Annotated in this window: 29 protein-coding genes; all 29 read left to right on the forward strand. The window is 41.3% G+C overall.

The features are described 5' to 3' along the window. Window positions 1-253: 253 nt before the first annotated feature. Window positions 254-565, forward strand: a complete 312-nt coding sequence (gene rpsJ / locus XM47_RS12480; RefSeq protein ID WP_048693026.1) for a 30S ribosomal protein S10 — start codon at window positions 254-256, stop codon at window positions 563-565. Window positions 566-596: 31 nt separating this feature from the next. Beyond that, complete coding sequence (rplC, locus tag XM47_RS12485) at window positions 597-1,235, forward strand: 50S ribosomal protein L3 (protein WP_048693028.1); 639 nt, start codon at window positions 597-599, stop codon at window positions 1,233-1,235. 11 nt (window positions 1,236-1,246) lie between these two features. Continuing rightward, the gene (rplD, locus tag XM47_RS12490; RefSeq protein ID WP_048693031.1) at window positions 1,247-1,852 is read left to right on the forward strand and encodes a 50S ribosomal protein L4; all 606 of its coding nucleotides are present in this window, start codon (window positions 1,247-1,249) and stop codon (window positions 1,850-1,852) included. Beyond that, window positions 1,849-2,154: a 50S ribosomal protein L23 gene (gene rplW, locus XM47_RS12495; RefSeq protein WP_048693034.1), complete on the forward strand. Its 306-nt coding sequence runs from the start codon at window positions 1,849-1,851 to the stop codon at window positions 2,152-2,154. The genes rplD and rplW overlap by 4 nt, the downstream gene beginning before the upstream one ends. A gap of 16 nt (window positions 2,155-2,170) precedes the next feature. Next, a complete protein-coding gene (gene rplB / locus XM47_RS12500) occupies window positions 2,171-2,995 on the forward strand; it encodes a 50S ribosomal protein L2 (RefSeq protein WP_048693036.1) in 825 nt (274 codons plus the stop codon). A gap of 16 nt (window positions 2,996-3,011) precedes the next feature. Beyond that, window positions 3,012-3,290 (forward strand): 30S ribosomal protein S19, encoded by a 279-nt coding sequence (rpsS, locus tag XM47_RS12505; RefSeq protein WP_048693039.1) that lies wholly within the window; start codon window positions 3,012-3,014, stop codon window positions 3,288-3,290. Between the two features lie 9 nt (window positions 3,291-3,299). Beyond that, on the forward strand, window positions 3,300-3,632 hold the full coding sequence (gene rplV, locus XM47_RS12510) for a 50S ribosomal protein L22 (RefSeq protein ID WP_048693040.1): 333 nt from the start codon (window positions 3,300-3,302) through the stop codon (window positions 3,630-3,632). 11 nt (window positions 3,633-3,643) lie between these two features. Further along, on the forward strand, window positions 3,644-4,360 hold the full coding sequence (gene rpsC / locus XM47_RS12515) for a 30S ribosomal protein S3 (RefSeq protein ID WP_048693044.1): 717 nt from the start codon (window positions 3,644-3,646) through the stop codon (window positions 4,358-4,360). Beyond that, entirely contained in the window at window positions 4,360-4,773 is a 414-nt protein-coding gene (gene rplP, locus XM47_RS12520; protein WP_048693047.1) for a 50S ribosomal protein L16, read from the forward strand. The genes rpsC and rplP overlap by 1 nt, the downstream gene beginning before the upstream one ends. Next, on the forward strand, window positions 4,773-4,964 hold the full coding sequence (gene rpmC, locus XM47_RS12525; protein ID WP_048693050.1) for a 50S ribosomal protein L29: 192 nt from the start codon (window positions 4,773-4,775) through the stop codon (window positions 4,962-4,964). Before rplP ends, rpmC begins: the two co-directional genes overlap by 1 nt. After that, entirely contained in the window at window positions 4,964-5,212 is a 249-nt protein-coding gene (rpsQ, locus tag XM47_RS12530; RefSeq protein ID WP_048693053.1) for a 30S ribosomal protein S17, read from the forward strand. The genes rpmC and rpsQ overlap by 1 nt, the downstream gene beginning before the upstream one ends. Window positions 5,213-5,365: 153 nt before the next feature. After that, the gene (rplN, locus tag XM47_RS12535) at window positions 5,366-5,734 is read left to right on the forward strand and encodes a 50S ribosomal protein L14 (protein WP_048693056.1); all 369 of its coding nucleotides are present in this window, start codon (window positions 5,366-5,368) and stop codon (window positions 5,732-5,734) included. A gap of 10 nt (window positions 5,735-5,744) precedes the next feature. Then, the gene (rplX, locus tag XM47_RS12540) at window positions 5,745-6,059 is read left to right on the forward strand and encodes a 50S ribosomal protein L24 (protein WP_048693058.1); all 315 of its coding nucleotides are present in this window, start codon (window positions 5,745-5,747) and stop codon (window positions 6,057-6,059) included. Between the two features lie 15 nt (window positions 6,060-6,074). Beyond that, entirely contained in the window at window positions 6,075-6,611 is a 537-nt protein-coding gene (gene rplE, locus XM47_RS12545; protein ID WP_048693062.1) for a 50S ribosomal protein L5, read from the forward strand. A gap of 10 nt (window positions 6,612-6,621) precedes the next feature. After that, window positions 6,622-6,927 (forward strand): 30S ribosomal protein S14, encoded by a 306-nt coding sequence (gene rpsN / locus XM47_RS12550; RefSeq protein ID WP_048693063.1) that lies wholly within the window; start codon window positions 6,622-6,624, stop codon window positions 6,925-6,927. 26 nt (window positions 6,928-6,953) lie between these two features. After that, the gene (gene rpsH, locus XM47_RS12555; RefSeq protein WP_048693067.1) at window positions 6,954-7,346 is read left to right on the forward strand and encodes a 30S ribosomal protein S8; all 393 of its coding nucleotides are present in this window, start codon (window positions 6,954-6,956) and stop codon (window positions 7,344-7,346) included. Between the two features lie 11 nt (window positions 7,347-7,357). Further along, window positions 7,358-7,891 carry a 50S ribosomal protein L6 gene (gene rplF, locus XM47_RS12560; protein WP_048693069.1) on the forward strand — a complete coding sequence of 178 codons (534 nt, stop codon included), beginning with the start codon at window positions 7,358-7,360 and terminating at the stop codon, window positions 7,889-7,891. A gap of 9 nt (window positions 7,892-7,900) precedes the next feature. Then, window positions 7,901-8,254, forward strand: coding sequence for a 50S ribosomal protein L18 (rplR, locus tag XM47_RS12565; RefSeq protein ID WP_048693072.1), 354 nt, complete (start codon window positions 7,901-7,903; stop codon window positions 8,252-8,254). A gap of 9 nt (window positions 8,255-8,263) precedes the next feature. Then, complete coding sequence (gene rpsE, locus XM47_RS12570) at window positions 8,264-8,770, forward strand: 30S ribosomal protein S5 (protein ID WP_048693075.1); 507 nt, start codon at window positions 8,264-8,266, stop codon at window positions 8,768-8,770. Window positions 8,771-8,775: 5 nt separating this feature from the next. After that, window positions 8,776-8,958: a 50S ribosomal protein L30 gene (rpmD, locus tag XM47_RS12575; protein WP_048693078.1), complete on the forward strand. Its 183-nt coding sequence runs from the start codon at window positions 8,776-8,778 to the stop codon at window positions 8,956-8,958. Between the two features lie 3 nt (window positions 8,959-8,961). Further along, window positions 8,962-9,396 (forward strand): 50S ribosomal protein L15, encoded by a 435-nt coding sequence (gene rplO, locus XM47_RS12580; protein WP_048693080.1) that lies wholly within the window; start codon window positions 8,962-8,964, stop codon window positions 9,394-9,396. A 7-nt stretch (window positions 9,397-9,403) separates the two neighbouring features. Further along, complete coding sequence (gene secY, locus XM47_RS12585; RefSeq protein ID WP_048693083.1) at window positions 9,404-10,732, forward strand: preprotein translocase subunit SecY; 1,329 nt, start codon at window positions 9,404-9,406, stop codon at window positions 10,730-10,732. 26 nt (window positions 10,733-10,758) lie between these two features. Continuing rightward, window positions 10,759-10,875 carry a 50S ribosomal protein L36 gene (rpmJ, locus tag XM47_RS18885; protein WP_077066557.1) on the forward strand — a complete coding sequence of 39 codons (117 nt, stop codon included), beginning with the start codon at window positions 10,759-10,761 and terminating at the stop codon, window positions 10,873-10,875. Window positions 10,876-10,976: 101 nt separating this feature from the next. Continuing rightward, window positions 10,977-11,333, forward strand: a complete 357-nt coding sequence (gene rpsM, locus XM47_RS12590) for a 30S ribosomal protein S13 (protein ID WP_048693086.1) — start codon at window positions 10,977-10,979, stop codon at window positions 11,331-11,333. Between the two features lie 15 nt (window positions 11,334-11,348). Continuing rightward, the gene (gene rpsK / locus XM47_RS12595) at window positions 11,349-11,741 is read left to right on the forward strand and encodes a 30S ribosomal protein S11 (RefSeq protein WP_048693089.1); all 393 of its coding nucleotides are present in this window, start codon (window positions 11,349-11,351) and stop codon (window positions 11,739-11,741) included. Between the two features lie 29 nt (window positions 11,742-11,770). After that, window positions 11,771-12,391, forward strand: a complete 621-nt coding sequence (rpsD, locus tag XM47_RS12600; RefSeq protein WP_048693094.1) for a 30S ribosomal protein S4 — start codon at window positions 11,771-11,773, stop codon at window positions 12,389-12,391. A 24-nt stretch (window positions 12,392-12,415) separates the two neighbouring features. Then, a complete protein-coding gene (locus XM47_RS12605; RefSeq protein WP_048693097.1) occupies window positions 12,416-13,405 on the forward strand; it encodes a DNA-directed RNA polymerase subunit alpha in 990 nt (329 codons plus the stop codon). A gap of 36 nt (window positions 13,406-13,441) precedes the next feature. Then, the gene (gene rplQ, locus XM47_RS12610) at window positions 13,442-13,846 is read left to right on the forward strand and encodes a 50S ribosomal protein L17 (protein ID WP_048693101.1); all 405 of its coding nucleotides are present in this window, start codon (window positions 13,442-13,444) and stop codon (window positions 13,844-13,846) included. Window positions 13,847-14,063: 217 nt separating this feature from the next. Continuing rightward, window positions 14,064-15,647, forward strand: a complete 1,584-nt coding sequence (prfC, locus tag XM47_RS12615) for a peptide chain release factor 3 (protein ID WP_048693102.1) — start codon at window positions 14,064-14,066, stop codon at window positions 15,645-15,647. Window positions 15,648-15,652: the final 5 nt, after the last annotated feature.

A 15,652-nucleotide genomic window follows, 5' to 3' on the forward strand; every position in this document is an offset into this window, starting at 1 on the left:
GAGTAAAAATAAACCAAAATAGCATTGCTTTAGCCGTTTCGATGTGTATAATACGCGACCACCGCATATGGTAAGTTAAATTTAGCCTACCGCGGATTAGAAGTGCTAATACAATAAGTATCAGCAAATATAACTTCTATAAAATATACAATGACCTCAATATGCAGGTCTATTACACATTGAACTCACCTCCCTATTAATTTAAGGGTTGGCGGGTTTTGTTTATTTCGTTCTTTATACTGGAGCTTGGTCAATGTCCAATCAACGAATTCGCATTCGATTGAAAGCATTTGATCATCGTCTGATTGACCAATCAACGATGGAAATTGTTGAAACAGCAAAACGTACTGGTGCACAAGTGCGCGGTCCGATTCCTTTGCCTACGCGCAAAGAGAAATTTACTGTTTTAACCTCACCTCACGTTAACAAAGACGCACGTGATCAATACGAAATTCGTACTCACAAGCGTATGTTAGACATTGTAGAACCAACTGATAAAACAGTTGATGCATTGATGAGATTAGATTTGGCCGCTGGTGTTGATGTACAAATCAGCCTAGGTTAATAAGCATTTAGAAAGTTAAGAGGTTTTTAGCATGGCTATTGGTTTAGTCGGACGTAAAGTAGGTATGACTCGCATCTTCACTGAAGATGGCGTATCAATCCCTGTTACGGTTATCGAAATTGAAGCCAACCGAGTCACTCAGGTTAAAACTGTTGAAACTGACGGTTATAGTGCTCTTCAAGTTACTACTGGTTCAAAGAAAGCGAACCTAGTAAACAAACCTAAAGCAGGTCACTTTGCGAAAGCAAATGTAGCTGCTGGTCGTGGTTTGTGGGAGTTCACATTGGGTGATAACGAAGGCGAAGGCATCGAAGTTGGTTCTGAAATCAAAGTTGATATCTTAAACGACGTTAATAAAGTTGATGTAACTGGTACATCTAAAGGTAAAGGTTTCGCGGGCGTTATTAAACGTTGGAACTTTTCTCGACAAGATGAAACGCATGGTAACTCACTTTCTCACCGAGCACCTGGTTCAATTGGTCAAAACCAATCACCTGGTAAAGTGTTCAAAGGTAAGAAAATGTGTGGTCACATGGGTGACGCACGCGTAACAACTCAAAATCTTGAAGTTGTTAGAGTTGATGCAGAGCGTAACTTATTGTTAGTTAAAGGTGCAGTACCTGGCGCTACAAACGGTGACGTATTAGTTAAACCAGCGGTTAAAGGTTAAGGAGACAGATGATGGAATTAGCATTAAAAGACGCATCTGGCGCACTTGAAGTTTCTGAAACTACCTTTGGTCGTGAATTTAACGAATCACTTGTACATCAAGTAGTAGTTGCATACGCAGCTGCAGCTCGTCAAGGTTCTCGCAAACAAAAGACTCGTGCTGAAGTTAAAGGTTCTACTAAGAAACCATTTAACCAAAAAGGTACAGGTCGAGCTCGTGCAGGTACGGTTAAGAGCCCTATCTGGCGTTCAGGTGGTGTTACTTTTGCTGCACGTCCTCAGGACCACAGCCAAAAAGTAAACCGTAAAATGTATCGCGGTGCAATCCGTAGCATTTTATCTGAATTGGTTCGCCAAGACAGATTGATCGTTGTTGAGCAATTTGGTGTTGAAACACCAAAAACTAAAGGCTTAGTTGAAAAATTAGATGCATTAGAACTAAATGACGTTTTAATCGTATCTGAAGAAGTTGAAGAGAACTTGTTCTTAGCTTCACGCAACTTAGTTAAAGTTGATGTTCGCGATATTCAAGGTATTGATCCTGTTAGCTTAATCGCTTTCGAAAAAGTATTAATAACTGCAGCAGCAGTTAAGAAACTTGAGGAGACTTTAGCATGATTAGTCAAGAACGTTGTCTAAAAGTGATTTTAGGTCCTCATATTTCTGAGAAAGCTACTGTCACTGCAGAAAATCAAAACACTATCGTTTTTAAAGTAGTAGATACTGCAACTAAAGCAGAAATCAAAGCAGCTGTAGAGTTGTTATTTGAAGATGTTAAAGTTGAAGCTGTTCGCACTTTAAACGTAAAGGGCAAAACTAAACGCTTTGGCGCTCGTTTCGGCCGTCGTAGTGACTGGAAAAAAGCATACGTCACTCTTGCCGAAGGAAGTGAATTAGACTTCGTCGGCGGCGCTGAATAATTGGAGGATATACAAAATGGCTGTAGTTAAGTGTAAGCCTACTTCTCCGGGTCGTCGCCATGTCGTTAAAGTGGTTAACCCTGAGTTGCATAAAGGTGCTCCATACGCGCCTTTATTAGAAAAAAATAGCAAGTCTGGCGGTCGTAATAACAACGGTCGTATTACTGTTCGTCACGTTGGTGGTGGTCATAAACAACATTATCGTGTTATTGACTTCAAACGTAACAAAGACGGTATCCCAGGCACAGTTGAGCGTTTAGAGTATGATCCAAACCGTTCAGCAAACATTGCTTTAGTTTTATATGCAGACGGTGAGCGTCGTTACATCCTAGCACCTAAAGGTGTTAGTGCTGGAACTGAAATCATGTCTGGTATTGAAGCACCAATCAAAGCTGGTAATGCGTTAGAAATGCGTAATATCCCAGTTGGTTCAACGGTACATGCGATCGAAATGAAGCCAGGTAAAGGTGCTCAAATAGCACGTTCTGCTGGTACATACGCGCAAATTGTTGCTCGTGATGGTGCTTACGTAACATTGCGTTTACGCTCTGGTGAAATGCGTAAAGTTTTATCTGACTGCCGTGCAACAATCGGTGAAGTAGGTAATGCTGAACACATGCTTCGCCAATTAGGTAAAGCTGGTGCCACAAGATGGCGCGGTGTTCGTCCTACAGTTCGTGGTGTTGCCATGAACCCGGTTGATCACCCACACGGTGGTGGTGAAGGTCGTACTTCGGGCGGTCGTCATCCAGTATCTCCTTGGGGTACACCAACTAAGGGCTTCAAAACCCGTTCTAACAAACGTACAGATAAATATATCGTACGTCGTCGTTCTAAATAATTAGTGAGGAAGCACCATGCCACGTTCTCTCAAGAAAGGTCCATTTATTGACCTACACTTGTTGAAGAAGGTTGAAACAGCGGTGGAAAGCGGAAACAAAAAGCCAATTAAAACTTGGTCCCGTCGTTCAATGATCATTCCAGATATGATTGGTTTGACCATCGCTGTTCACAATGGCCGTCAACATGTTCCAGTATTCGTTACTGACGAAATGATCGGTCATAAATTAGGTGAATTTGCACCAACTCGCACTTACCGTGGCCATGCTGCGGATAAGAAAGCGAAGAAAAGGTAAGAGGTAATTATGGAAGTTTTAGCTAAACATAAATTTGCTCGCCTTTCTCCACAGAAAGGTCGTTTGGTTGCAGATCAAGTTCGCGGTTTACCTGTAAGCGAAGCTATTGACATTTTAACTTTCAGCCCGAAAAAAGGCGCTGACTTAATCAAGAAAGTATTAATGTCTGCTATCGCTAACGCTGAGCACAATGAAGGCGCTGACATCGATGAGTTAAACGTCGGTCAAATCTTCGTGGACGCTGGTCCAGTGATGAAGCGTATTCGTCCACGTGCTAAAGGTCGTGCAGATAGAATCATTAAGCGTACTTGCCACATTACTGTGGTTGTATCAGATAACTAGGAGAATAGACAATGGGTCAGAAAGTACATCCTACCGGTATTCGCCTTGGTATCACAAAACCATGGAGTGCTACCTGGTACGCTGGTTCTAACGAATTCGCAGATACTTTACATAGTGATCACCAAGTACGTCAGTACTTAACAACTGAACTTAAAAAAGCTTCAGTATCACGTATCGTTATTGAGCGTCCAGCTAAGAGTATCCGTGTAACTATACACACTGCTCGCCCTGGTATCGTTATCGGTAAGAAAGGTGAAGATGTTGAAAAATTACGCTTACAAGTTGCTAAATTAGCAGGTGTACCAGCGCAAATTAACATCAGCGAAATTCGCAAACCTGAATTAGACGGTCAATTAGTTGCTGAGAGCATCGCGAGCCAATTAGAGCGTCGTGTTATGTTCCGTCGTGCAATGAAACGTGCTGTTCAAAATGCTATGCGCATTGGTGCTAAAGGTATCAAAGTACAAGTTAGCGGTCGTTTAGGCGGTGCTGAAATCGCACGTGCAGAATGGTATAGAGAAGGTCGTGTACCTCTTCATACTTTACGTGCTGATATCGATTACGCAACTGCTGAAGCGTTAACTACTTATGGTATCATTGGTGTTAAGGTTTGGATCTTTAAAGGTGAAGTATTAGGTGGTTTACCACTTACTAATCAAATTGAAGAGCCTAAGAAAAACGATCGTAAGCCTAAAGGTAAAGGTCGTAAGGCGCAAGGAGACCGGTAATGTTACAGCCAAAAAGAACCAAATTCCGTAAGCAGTTTAAATTACGTAACCGCGGTAATGCTACTGTCGGTAACAAAGTTAGCTTTGGTACGTTCGGTTTAAAATCGACTGAACGTGGTCGTTTGACTGCTCGTCAAATTGAAGCTGCCCGTCGTGCAATGACTCGTCATGTTAAGCGTCAAGGTAAAATCTGGATCCGTGTATTCCCAGACAAGCCAATTACTAAAAAGCCGCTTGAAGTACGTATGGGTAAAGGTAAAGGTAGCGTAGAATATTGGGTATGCCAAATTCAGCCAGGTCGTGTTTTATACGAAATGGAAGGTGTTCCTGAAAATCTAGCTCGCGAAGCATTTGCTTTAGCAGCAGCTAAATTACCATTTAAAACAACCTTTGTAACTCGGACGGTATTGTAATGAACGCGAACGAATTAAAAGACAAGTCAGTAGACGAGTTGAAAGCTGAATTACTTAACTTGTTACGTGAACAATTTAATTTACGTATGCAGAAAAGTACGGGTCAATTAACTCAGACTCATACAATCAAGCAAGTTCGTCGTAACATTGCACGTGTGAAAACTGTGTTAAATAGCAAGGCAGGTGCGTAATGAGCGAATCAATTCGTACAATTCAAGGGCGTGTCGTTAGCGACAAGATGGATAAATCAATTGTTGTAGCAATTGAACGTAAAGTTAAACACCCAATTTACGGTAAATTCATCAAACGTACTACTAAAGTACATGCTCATGATGAGAACAACTCATGTGGTTTAGGCGATAAAGTTAGCATCAAAGAATGTCGTCCATTATCTAAGACTAAGTCTTGGGTTTTGGTTGATATTTTAGAGAAAGCATAACTTATTGTTTTAACTAATTTATTAAAAAAGGCTGATATCATTTGATATCAGCCTTTTTTTTTCTATGAATATAAAAATTATGTGGTATAATTCCGCGCCCAAAAGGCAGCCAGCCGTTTTGGGAATTTTTATTTTATTTAAGCGGAGCACGAAATGATCCAAATGCAAACAATGCTAGGCGTAGCTGATAACAGCGGCGCACGTAGTGTTCAATGTATCAAGGTTCTGGGTGGTTCGCACCGCCGTTATGCACATATTGGTGACATCATTAAAGTTTCTGTTAAAGAAGCAAATCCTCGCGGTAAAGTGAAGAAAGGTGATGTTTACAATGCGGTGGTCGTTCGCACCAGAAAGGGCGTACGTCGTCAAGATGGATCTCTAATCCGTTTTGATGGTAATGCAGCTGTTTTATTAAACGGTTCGCATGCGCCAATCGGTACTCGTATCTTTGGTCCAGTAACACGTGAATTAAGAACTGAAAAGTTCATGAAAATCGTTTCACTGGCTCCAGAGGTTCTATAAGGGGCTATTCATGGCAGCAAAGATTCGTAGTAATGACGAAGTGATTGTAATCGCAGGTAAAGACAAGGGTAAAACTGGTAAAGTAACCCAAGTATTAACTAGCGAAGGCAAAGTGATTGTTGAAGGTATTAATGTAGTTAAGAAAGCTGTTAAGCCAAACCCACAATTGGGTGAGCAAGGCGGTTTAGTTGACAAAGAAATGCCTTTAAATGTATCTAATGTAGCGATTCTTAACCCGACTTCGGGTAAAGCAGATCGCGTTGGTTTTCGTGTAGAAGACGGTAAGAAAGTTCGTTTCTTTAAGTCTAATAACGAATTAATCTAAGTTTGGAGTAAAACGATGGCGAAACTGCATGGTTTTTACAAAGATACGGTAGTTGCTGAATTGACCAAACAATTCGGTTACAAAAGTATCATGCAAGTCCCTCGGATTGAAAAGATTACCCTTAATATGGGTGTCGGCGAGGCTATCGCAGACAAGAAGGTTATGGAACACGCAATTGCAGATATGACTGCAATCGCAGGTCAAAAGCCTGTTGTTTGTTTAGCACGCAAGTCTGTAGCTGGATTCAAAGTCCGTGAAGGCTATCCAATTGGTTGTAAAGTAACTCTACGTGGCGAGCGTATGTGGGAATTTTTCGAACGTTTAATTTCTATTGCTATCCCACGTATCCGTGACTTCCGTGGCTTAAGCGCTAAGCTTGATAGCCGTGGTAACTACAGCATGGGTGTACGCGAGCAAATTATCTTCCCTGAAATCGACTACGATAAAGTTGATAAAGTACGTGGTATGGATATTACCATTACTACGTCTGCTAATACGGACGAGGAAGGTCGTGCGTTGCTGGCTGCTTTTAACTTCCCGTTTAAGAAATAGGTGTAGAGTTATGGCTAAACAATCAATGAAAGCGCGTGAAGCAAAACGTGCTAAATTAGTTTCACAATACAGTGAAAAACGTATCGCTTTAAAAGCTATCATCAGCAGCGTAAATTCTACTGATGAAGAGCGTTGGGATGCAGTATTAAAACTGCAAACTCTTCCTCGCGATTCAAGTCGTTCACGTCAACGTAATCGTTGTAACGTGACTGGTCGTCCGCATGGTTACTTACGTAAATTCGGTATGAGCCGAATTAAAACGAGAGAAGCTTGTATGCGTGGTGAAATCCCTGGACTTAGAAAAGCAAGCTGGTAAGCGGCTACAGACTGGAGTAACGAATTATGAGCATGCAAGATCCAATCGCGGATATGTTCACCCGCATTCGTAATGGTCAAGCTGCAAAAAAAGTAGCTGTGACTATGCCTTCATCAAAATTAAAAGTTTCTATTGCAGAACTTTTAAAAGCTGAAGGTTTCATCGAAAACTATGCAGTGACTGGTGATGTTAAAAAAGAACTAGAAGTAACTTTAAAGTACTTCGAAGGCAAAGAAGTAATCGAGCGTATTGCTAGAGCGAGCCGTCCAGGCCTTCGTATCTACAAAAAAGCAACTGATCTACCTAAAGTTATGGGTGGTTTAGGTGTAGCAATCGTGTCTACTTCTAAAGGCATCATGTCAGACCGTGCAGCACGTAAAGTGGGCATGGGTGGCGAAATCATTGGTTACGTGGCGTAAGGAGAGTAAAAATGTCTCGAGTAGGTAAATCTCCTATCGCTGTCCCTGCAGGTGTTGAATTAACTTTCAACGGTCAGGACGTAACAGCAAAAGGTAGCGTAGGCGAGTTAAGTTTTAGCTTTAACGAAGCAGTAGAATTTGTTCAAGAGGGCAGCGAAGTTCGCACTTTACCTCGTGAAGGTTTTGCTGATGCACAAGCTCAAACTGGTACAGCCCGTTCTATTTTAAATAACATGGTAATCGGTGTTAGCAAAGGTTTTGAACGTAAGTTGCAGTTAGTCGGTGTTGGTTACCGTGCTGCGGCTAAAGGCGAAACATTAAACTTAACACTGGGTTTCTCACATCCTGTTGACTTTGCAGTACCAAAAGGTATTTCAATTGAAACGCCAACTCAAACCGAAATTTTGGTTAAAGGTGCTGATAAGCAATTGGTTGGTCAAGTCTCAGCGAAAATCCGTGCTTATCGTCCGCCAGAGCCTTATAAAGGTAAAGGTGTTCGTTACGCTGATGAAACTGTACTTCGTAAAGAAGCTAAGAAAAAGTAGGGTAACTCGATGAATAAGAAAGCATCTCGTTTACGTCGCGCTACTCGCGCACGTGCGAAAATTAAAACTTTAGGTGCAAATCGATTGGTCGTTCACCGTACGCCACGTCACATTTATGCACAATTAATTGCTGCATCAGGTGATGTCGTTCTTGCTTCTGCTTCGACAGTAGACAAGACCATTCGCGAAAGCATCAAATACACAGGTAACGTTGAAGCAGCAAAAGTAGTTGGTCAATCAATTGCTAAGCTAGCGCTTGAAAAAGGCGTAACAGCCGTTGCATTCGACAGAAGCGGTTTCAAATATCATGGTCGTGTTCAAGCTTTAGCTGACGCGGCTCGTGAAGCCGGACTTCAATTCTAGGGGTATAAAATGGCTAATAACGCAGAAGTTAAAAACAACCCAGAGTTGTCTGAGAAACTCATTGCTGTTAACCGTGTTTCTAAAGTTGTTAAAGGTGGTCGTATCTTCAGCTTTACTGCATTAACTGTAGTAGGCGACGGTGCGGGCAAAGTTGGCTTTGGTTACGGTAAAGCGCGTGAAGTTCCAGCTGCTATTCAAAAAGCAATGGAAAAAGCACGTCGCAACATGGTTAATGTTGACCTACACGGTCACACATTACAGCACCCAATTAACGGTCGTCATTCAGGTTCTAAGGTTTATATGCAACCGGCATCTGAAGGTACGGGTATTATTGCCGGTGGTGCAATGCGTGCAGTTTTAGAAGTAGCAGGCGTACACAACGTATTATCTAAGTGTTACGGTTCTACTAATCCGATTAACGTTGTACGTGCAACAATCAATGCATTAGCTGATATGAAGTCGCCTGCGACTGTAGCTGCTAAGCGTGGTTTAAGCGTACAAGAAATTCTGGTGTAATCACAATGGCTGATAAAAAAGTAAAAGTGACTCAGATCAAAAGTTCAATCGGTCGTTTACCTAAGCACAAAGCATGTCTTAAAGGCTTAGGTTTACGTAAAATTAATCACACTGTTGAATTAGAAGATACTCCTTCTGTTCGCGGTATGATTAATCAAGTTTACTATATGGTTAAGGTGGAGGGGTAAAATATGTATTTAAATACACTTAGTCCTGCTCCTGGCTCAAAGCCAAGCAAAAAGCGTCTTGGTCGTGGTATTGGTTCTGGTTTAGGTAAAACTGGTGGCCGTGGTCACAAAGGTCAGAAATCACGTTCAGGTGGTTCTGTTAAGCCAGGATTCGAAGGCGGTCAAATGCCTATCCAACGCCGCTTACCAAAGTTCGGTTTTACATCTCGTAAATCTTTAGTATCTGATGAAGTTACTTTATTAGAAATCTCTAAAGTTGAAGGCGATGTTGTAGAATTAGCAACTTTAAAAGCTGCTGGCTTGGTTAAAAAGCATATTCAAGCGGTTAAAATCGTTAAATCTGGCGACATTGCTCGCGCTGTAACTGTTAAAGGTTTAGGTGTGACTAAAGGTGCTCGTGAAGCGATTGAAGCTGCTGGTGGCAAAATCGAGGAATAATTAGACCATGGCTAAAGCAGGACTGGAATTTAACAGCACGCAAGGCGGTAAAGGTGAACTAGGTCGTAGACTTTGGTTCCTTTTTGGCGCGATTGTTATTTTTAGAGCAGGTTCATTCGTACCAATTCCAGGTATCGATCCCGCTGTTCTTGCGCAGTTGTTTGAGCAACAAAAAGATACAGTATTGGCGATGTTCAATATGTTCTCTGGTGGAGCATTAGAGCGCGCATCTGTATTGGCACTCGGTATTATGCCGTATATCACTGCATCAATTATTATGCAGTTGATGACTCACATTCATCCAACTTTTCAAGAGTTGAAAAAAGAAGGTGAGCAAGGGCGTAAGAAAATCAGTCAGTACACACGATATGGGACGTTGTTGCTTGCTATAGTCCAGTCTACAACTATAGCCAATAGCCTGCCTAATATGGTGTCAGGCCTGGTAATTAATCCTGGATTAACATTCTATTTTACTGCTGTTGTCAGTTTAGTCACTGGTACCATGTTTTTAATGTGGTTAGGTGAACAGATTACAGAACGCGGAATTGGTAACGGTATCTCGATGATTATCTTCGCTGGTATCGTTGCTGGTTTGCCTAGTGCATTAGGTCAAACTTTTGAACAGGCGCGTCAAGGTGAACTACCTATAATCCTATTATTGATTATTGCTATTATTGTTGGTGCTGTAACTTACTTTGTTGTTTTTGTTGAACGTGGTCAACGACGTATTGTTGTTAACTATGCGAAACGTCAGCAAGGTCGTAAAGTTTATGCTGCACAAAGCACACATTTACCGTTAAAAGTAAATATGGCTGGTGTAATCCCGCCAATATTCGCATCAAGTATCATGTTGTTCCCAAGTACAATAGCGACTTGGTTTGGCCAAGGTGACGGTGCGTTTGCTGATGCAATCGCCAAAGTAGCTTCAATGCTCTCGCCAGGACAGCCTTTGTATGTATTATTGTATGCTGCTGCGATTATATTCTTCTGCTTCTTCTATACGGCATTAGTATTTAATCCTAGAGAAACAGCTGATAACTTGAAAAAATCAGGTGCTTTTATTCCTGGGATTCGTCCTGGTGAGCAAACATCTCGCTATATAGATAAAGTAATGACACGCTTAACGCTTGCTGGTGCTTTATATATTACATTTGTTTGTTTAGTACCTGAATTTATGATGATATTTTGGAATGTTCAATTCTACTTCGGTGGTACATCATTGCTCATTATCGTTGTCGTAATCATGGATTTTATGGCCCAAGTTCAAACTCACTTGATGTCAAGTCAGTATGAATCTGTGCTGAAAAAAGCAAACTTAAAAGGTTATGGTCGGTAGGCCATAACCATTAACGGAGTCGCAAAATGAAAGTTCGTGCATCTGTTAAACCAATGTGTCGCAACTGTAAAGTTATCAAGCGACATGGTGTTGTGCGAGTGATCTGTTCTTCAGATCCTAAGCATAAACAACGCCAAGGTTAATAAAAATCTGACGATTTTTCGTCTTTTTAATTGTAATCTAGTCTCGGCTTGAGTATCCTTACGGGCTTTTCGGCTGAGACTAACAAATTTAGGAGTGCGTTATGGCCCGTATAGCTGGCATTAACATTCCTCTACACAAGCACACAGTAATTGGCTTAACAGCTATTTACGGTATCGGTAAAACTAGAGCACAAGCTATTTGTGCAGCATCTGGTATTGCTGAAACTACTAAAATCAAAGAGCTAGATGAAGCTCAGCTTGATTTGCTTCGTGAAGAGGTTGGTAAGTTTACCGTTGAGGGTGACTTACGTCGTGAAGTATCAATGAGTATCAAGCGTTTGATGGATCTTGGTTGTAACCGTGGTCTACGCCACCGTCGCAGCTTGCCTGTTCGCGGTCAAAGAACGAAGACTAATGCGCGTACGCGTAAAGGTCCTCGTAAACCTATTAAGAAATAAGTAGGAGAGTGAATAATGGCTAAAGCTCCAGCTCGTAGCACGCGTAAACGTGCAAAACGCCAAGTTGCAGACGGTATGGCACATATCCATGCGTCTTTCAACAATACTATCGTGACTATAACTGATCGCCAAGGTAATGCTCTTTCATGGGCAACTGCAGGTGGTTCAGGTTTCCGTGGCTCTCGTAAATCTACTCCTTTCGCAGCTCAAGTAGCAGCAGAAAGAGCAGGCGTAGCAGCACAGGAATATGGTTTGAAAAACTTAGAAGTATTTGTAAATGGTCCAGGCCCAGGTCGTGAATCAGCAATCCGTGCATTAAATGCAACTGGATTCAAAATTACAAATATTACAGACGTAACGCCTATTCCACATAATGGCTGTCGTCCACCTAAGAAACGTCGCGTTTAATATTGTTCCTCTGATAACGGAGAAAGAAGATGGCAAGATATATAGGGCCAAAACTTAAGCTCAGTCGTCGCGAAGGAACAGATTTGTTCTTAAAAAGCGGTGTCCGTGCAATAGATTCAAAATGTAAATTCGAGACAGCTCCAGGTCAACACGGCGCACGTCGTGGTAGACTTTCTGACTACGGTTTACAGTTACGTGAAAAGCAAAAAGTTCGTCGTATTTACGGTGTACTAGAAAAGCAATTCAGAAATTATTATAAAGAAGCAGCTCGTTTACAAGGTAATACAGGTGAAAACCTTTTAGTATTACTTGAAAAACGCCTAGATAACGTTGTTTATCGTATGGGTTACGCTTCAACTCGTGCCGAAGCTCGCCAATTGGTTAGCCATAAAGCGATTACTGTTAACGGCAAAGTTGTTAACATTGCTTCATACTCTGTTAAAGCAGAAGATGTTGTTTCAGTACGTGAAAAGGCTAAAAAGCAGGCTCGTATTCAATCAGCACTTGAAATTGCTGAGCAGCGTGAAAAGCCTACTTGGGTTGAAGTCGATGCAGATAAGAAAGAAGGTGTGTTCAAGCGTTTGCCTGAGCGTAGCGATTTATCAGCAGACATCAACGAACAGCTAATTGTTGAGCTTTACTCTAAGTAAAGTTAATAAAATAGAGAGGAAACGATGCAGGGTTCTGTTACTGAGTTCCTAAAGCCTCGACTAGTAGATATCGAAAGTCTTGGTCCTTATCGTGCAAAAGTGACTTTAGAGCCGATGGAACGCGGCTTTGGTCACACTTTAGGGAATGCGTTAAGACGCATTTTACTGTCTTCTATGCCAGGTGCTGCAGTCACTGAAGTAGAGATTGATGGTGTATTGCACGAATACAGCACTAAAGAAGGTGTTAGTGAAGATGTAATTGAGATTTTACTTAACCTTAAAGGTCTCGCGGTAAGTTTAGAAAATAAAACTGAAACAACTTTAAATTTGAGTAAGAAAGGTGCGGGCCCTGTGACGGCTGCAGACATCACTCATGATGGTGATGTTGAGATTAGTAATCCGGAGCACGTAATCTGTACTTTAACTGGCGACGCTGAAATTAGTATGCGTATTAAAGTTGAAGTGGGTCGCGGTTATGTACCGGCTTCTACTCGTCGTTCCTCTGAAGAAGAAGGTCGTCCAATCGGTCGCTTATTAGTGGATGCTTCATTCAGTCCTGTTGAGCGTATTGCTTACACGGTTGAATCTGCACGTGTTGAACAAAGAACTGATTTAGATAAATTAGTTATCGACATGGAAACTAATGGCACAATAGATCCGGAAGAAGCAATTCGTCGTTCAGCTACAATTTTAGCTGAGCAATTAGACGCATTTGTTGAATTACGTGATGTATCTGAGCCAGAGCAGAAAGAAGAAAAACCTGAGTTTGATCCGATTCTGTTAAGACCAGTAGACGATCTTGAGTTAACTGTACGTTCTGCTAACTGCTTAAAAGCAGAGCAGATCCAATACATTGGTGATCTTGTTCAGCGTACTGAGGTTGAGTTGTTAAAAACTCCTAACCTTGGTAAGAAATCTCTTACTGAGATCAAAGACGTATTAGCGTCTCGTGGTCTTTCATTAGGTATGAGATTAGAAAACTGGCCTCCGGCTAGTATCGCTGAAAAAGACTAATCAGTTCTACATAGTTATTGGTAGAAGGATAGTATTATGCGTCATCGTAAAAGTGGCCGTCAGCTGAATCGTAACAGCAGCCATCGCACAGCAATGTTTCGTAACATGGCGAGCTCTTTAGTTCGTCACGAAATCATTAAGACAACATTGCCTAAGGCGAAAGAATTGCGTCGTGTTATTGAACCATTAATAACACTAGCAAAAGAAGATAGTGTAGCAAATCGTCGTTTAGTATTTGCTCGCACACGTGATAAAGAAGTTGTAGGTAAATTATTCTCAGAAGTTGGTCCTCGTTACGAAGGCCGCCCTGGTGGATATACTCGCATCTTAAAATGTGGTTTCCGTGCAGGTGATAATGCACCTATGGCTTACATCGAATTGGTTGATAGACCAGAAGTAGAAGAAGTTGTAGAAGTTGAAGACACAGAAGCAGCTGAATAAATTCAACTGCTAAATAAAAAAGCGCCTAAGGGCGCTTTTTTTTTGTCTCGATAAACCCTAAATTCGCTTCCCAAATTAAAACACTTAGCCGTCAAACTTCCTTAATTGAATAATCAACGTATAATGCGCTGATACAAACTACATAGACATTTTAGTGTCTTAACTCACTCTCATTTGAGTAGTTCAGTAGTCCTAGCATTAAATTAGAGAATATCAGATGTCAGCTTTAATAGAAGAAGTTAACAAACGCAGAACCTTTGCAATAATATCCCACCCCGATGCGGGTAAAACCACAATTACTGAAAAAGTACTCTTGTTCGGAAAAGCATTACAAAAAGCCGGTACAGTAAAGGGCAGAGGATCCAACCAACACGCGAAATCGGATTGGATGGATATGGAAAAAGAACGTGGTATCTCAGTAACCACATCGGTTATGCAATTTCCATATAACGATGCTTTAGTTAACTTATTGGATACCCCTGGTCACGAAGATTTCTCTGAAGATACATATCGAACTTTAACCGCTGTTGATTCCTGCTTGATGGTGATTGATGCTGCAAAAGGTGTCGAAGATAGAACCAGAAAATTAATGGAAGTAACTCGTTTAAGAGATACGCCAATTGTTACTTTCATGAACAAGCTAGATCGTGATATCCGTGACCCAATGGAATTACTCGATGAAGTTGAAAATGAATTAAACATGGCATGTGCACCAATTAGCTGGCCAATTGGGTGTGGTAAAGAATTTAAAGGCGTTTATCACATTCACAGAGATGAATCGATTCTTTATCAATCAGGCCAAGGCCACACAATACAAGACCAAAAAATAATTAAAGGCCTTGAGAACCCAGAATTAGAAGCTGCAATTGGTGAAGAATTAGCAGAACAACTGCGCGAAGAATTAGAACTAGTTATTGGTGCGTCTAACGAGTTTGATTTAGAGTTGTTTTTAGATGGTCAACTAACCCCTGTATTCTTTGGTACAGCACTTGGTAACTTTGGGGTTGATCACATGCTTGATGGGTTAACAGAGTGGGCGCCATCACCAATGGCACGTGAAACAGAAGACCGAAAGGTAGAAGCAACCGAAGATAAATTTACAGGCTTTGTGTTCAAAATCCAAGCAAACATGGATCCAAAACATAGAGATAGAATTGCGTTTATGCGAATCGTGTCAGGCCAATATAGCCAAGGCATGAAAATGAATCATGTCAGAATCGGCAAACAAGTTAACATTTCAGATGCCGTAACCTTTATGGCCGGTGATCGTGAACGCGCTGAAGATGCGTATGCTGGTGATATTATCGGATTACACAATCATGGCACAATTCAAATCGGTGATACTTTTACTCAAGGTGAAAAGCTTAAATTTACTGGTATCCCTAATTTCGCGCCAGAAATGTTCCGCAGAATCAGACTTAAAGATCCATTAAAACAAAAGCAACTGTTAAAAGGCTTAGTTCAATTATCTGAAGAAGGTGCAGTACAGGTATTTAGACCACTAATTAATAATGACTTGATCGTCGGTGCTGTTGGTGTACTTCAGTTTGATGTCGTTGTCCAAAGATTAAAATCAGAATACAGCGTCGATGCAATTTACGAAGGTATTAGCGTATCAACTGCACGTTGGGTTAAATGTGATGACGTTAAGAAGTTTGAAGAATTTAAACGTAAAGCAGAAGCGAACTTAGCGCTAGATGGTGGTGACAACTTAACTTACATAGCACCAACTATGGTTAACTTAAACCTAACACAAGAACGTCACCCAGATGTTGTATTTATGAAAACGAGAGAAAATTAAGGTTC

Origin of the sequence: Catenovulum maritimum (assembly GCF_001050375.1) — a bacterium.
In the GTDB taxonomy this organism is placed as follows: domain Bacteria; phylum Pseudomonadota; class Gammaproteobacteria; order Enterobacterales; family Alteromonadaceae; genus Catenovulum; species Catenovulum maritimum.

Coding starts and splice junctions, on each gene's coding strand:
- rplB (WP_048693036.1), top strand. CDS start 2,171: ATGGCTGTAGTTAAGTGTAAGCCTACTTCTCCGGGTCGTCGCCATGTC.
- rplX (WP_048693058.1), top strand. CDS start 5,745: ATGGCAGCAAAGATTCGTAGTAATGACGAAGTGATTGTAATCGCAGGT.
- rplP (WP_048693047.1), top strand. CDS start 4,360: ATGTTACAGCCAAAAAGAACCAAATTCCGTAAGCAGTTTAAATTACGT.
- rplV (WP_048693040.1), top strand. CDS start 3,300: ATGGAAGTTTTAGCTAAACATAAATTTGCTCGCCTTTCTCCACAGAAA.
- rpmD (WP_048693078.1), top strand. CDS start 8,776: ATGGCTGATAAAAAAGTAAAAGTGACTCAGATCAAAAGTTCAATCGGT.
- XM47_RS12605 (WP_048693097.1), top strand. CDS start 12,416: ATGCAGGGTTCTGTTACTGAGTTCCTAAAGCCTCGACTAGTAGATATC.
- rpsQ (WP_048693053.1), top strand. CDS start 4,964: ATGAGCGAATCAATTCGTACAATTCAAGGGCGTGTCGTTAGCGACAAG.
- rplD (WP_048693031.1), top strand. CDS start 1,247: ATGGAATTAGCATTAAAAGACGCATCTGGCGCACTTGAAGTTTCTGAA.
- rpsN (WP_048693063.1), top strand. CDS start 6,622: ATGGCTAAACAATCAATGAAAGCGCGTGAAGCAAAACGTGCTAAATTA.
- rpsE (WP_048693075.1), top strand. CDS start 8,264: ATGGCTAATAACGCAGAAGTTAAAAACAACCCAGAGTTGTCTGAGAAA.
- rplQ (WP_048693101.1), top strand. CDS start 13,442: ATGCGTCATCGTAAAAGTGGCCGTCAGCTGAATCGTAACAGCAGCCAT.
- rpsS (WP_048693039.1), top strand. CDS start 3,012: ATGCCACGTTCTCTCAAGAAAGGTCCATTTATTGACCTACACTTGTTG.
- secY (WP_048693083.1), top strand. CDS start 9,404: ATGGCTAAAGCAGGACTGGAATTTAACAGCACGCAAGGCGGTAAAGGT.
- rpsC (WP_048693044.1), top strand. CDS start 3,644: ATGGGTCAGAAAGTACATCCTACCGGTATTCGCCTTGGTATCACAAAA.
- rpmJ (WP_077066557.1), top strand. CDS start 10,759: ATGAAAGTTCGTGCATCTGTTAAACCAATGTGTCGCAACTGTAAAGTT.
- rpsD (WP_048693094.1), top strand. CDS start 11,771: ATGGCAAGATATATAGGGCCAAAACTTAAGCTCAGTCGTCGCGAAGGA.
- rpmC (WP_048693050.1), top strand. CDS start 4,773: ATGAACGCGAACGAATTAAAAGACAAGTCAGTAGACGAGTTGAAAGCT.
- prfC (WP_048693102.1), top strand. CDS start 14,064: ATGTCAGCTTTAATAGAAGAAGTTAACAAACGCAGAACCTTTGCAATA.
- rplR (WP_048693072.1), top strand. CDS start 7,901: ATGAATAAGAAAGCATCTCGTTTACGTCGCGCTACTCGCGCACGTGCG.
- rpsK (WP_048693089.1), top strand. CDS start 11,349: ATGGCTAAAGCTCCAGCTCGTAGCACGCGTAAACGTGCAAAACGCCAA.
- rpsJ (WP_048693026.1), top strand. CDS start 254: ATGTCCAATCAACGAATTCGCATTCGATTGAAAGCATTTGATCATCGT.
- rpsM (WP_048693086.1), top strand. CDS start 10,977: ATGGCCCGTATAGCTGGCATTAACATTCCTCTACACAAGCACACAGTA.
- rplW (WP_048693034.1), top strand. CDS start 1,849: ATGATTAGTCAAGAACGTTGTCTAAAAGTGATTTTAGGTCCTCATATT.
- rplN (WP_048693056.1), top strand. CDS start 5,366: ATGATCCAAATGCAAACAATGCTAGGCGTAGCTGATAACAGCGGCGCA.
- rpsH (WP_048693067.1), top strand. CDS start 6,954: ATGAGCATGCAAGATCCAATCGCGGATATGTTCACCCGCATTCGTAAT.
- rplF (WP_048693069.1), top strand. CDS start 7,358: ATGTCTCGAGTAGGTAAATCTCCTATCGCTGTCCCTGCAGGTGTTGAA.
- rplE (WP_048693062.1), top strand. CDS start 6,075: ATGGCGAAACTGCATGGTTTTTACAAAGATACGGTAGTTGCTGAATTG.
- rplC (WP_048693028.1), top strand. CDS start 597: ATGGCTATTGGTTTAGTCGGACGTAAAGTAGGTATGACTCGCATCTTC.
- rplO (WP_048693080.1), top strand. CDS start 8,962: ATGTATTTAAATACACTTAGTCCTGCTCCTGGCTCAAAGCCAAGCAAA.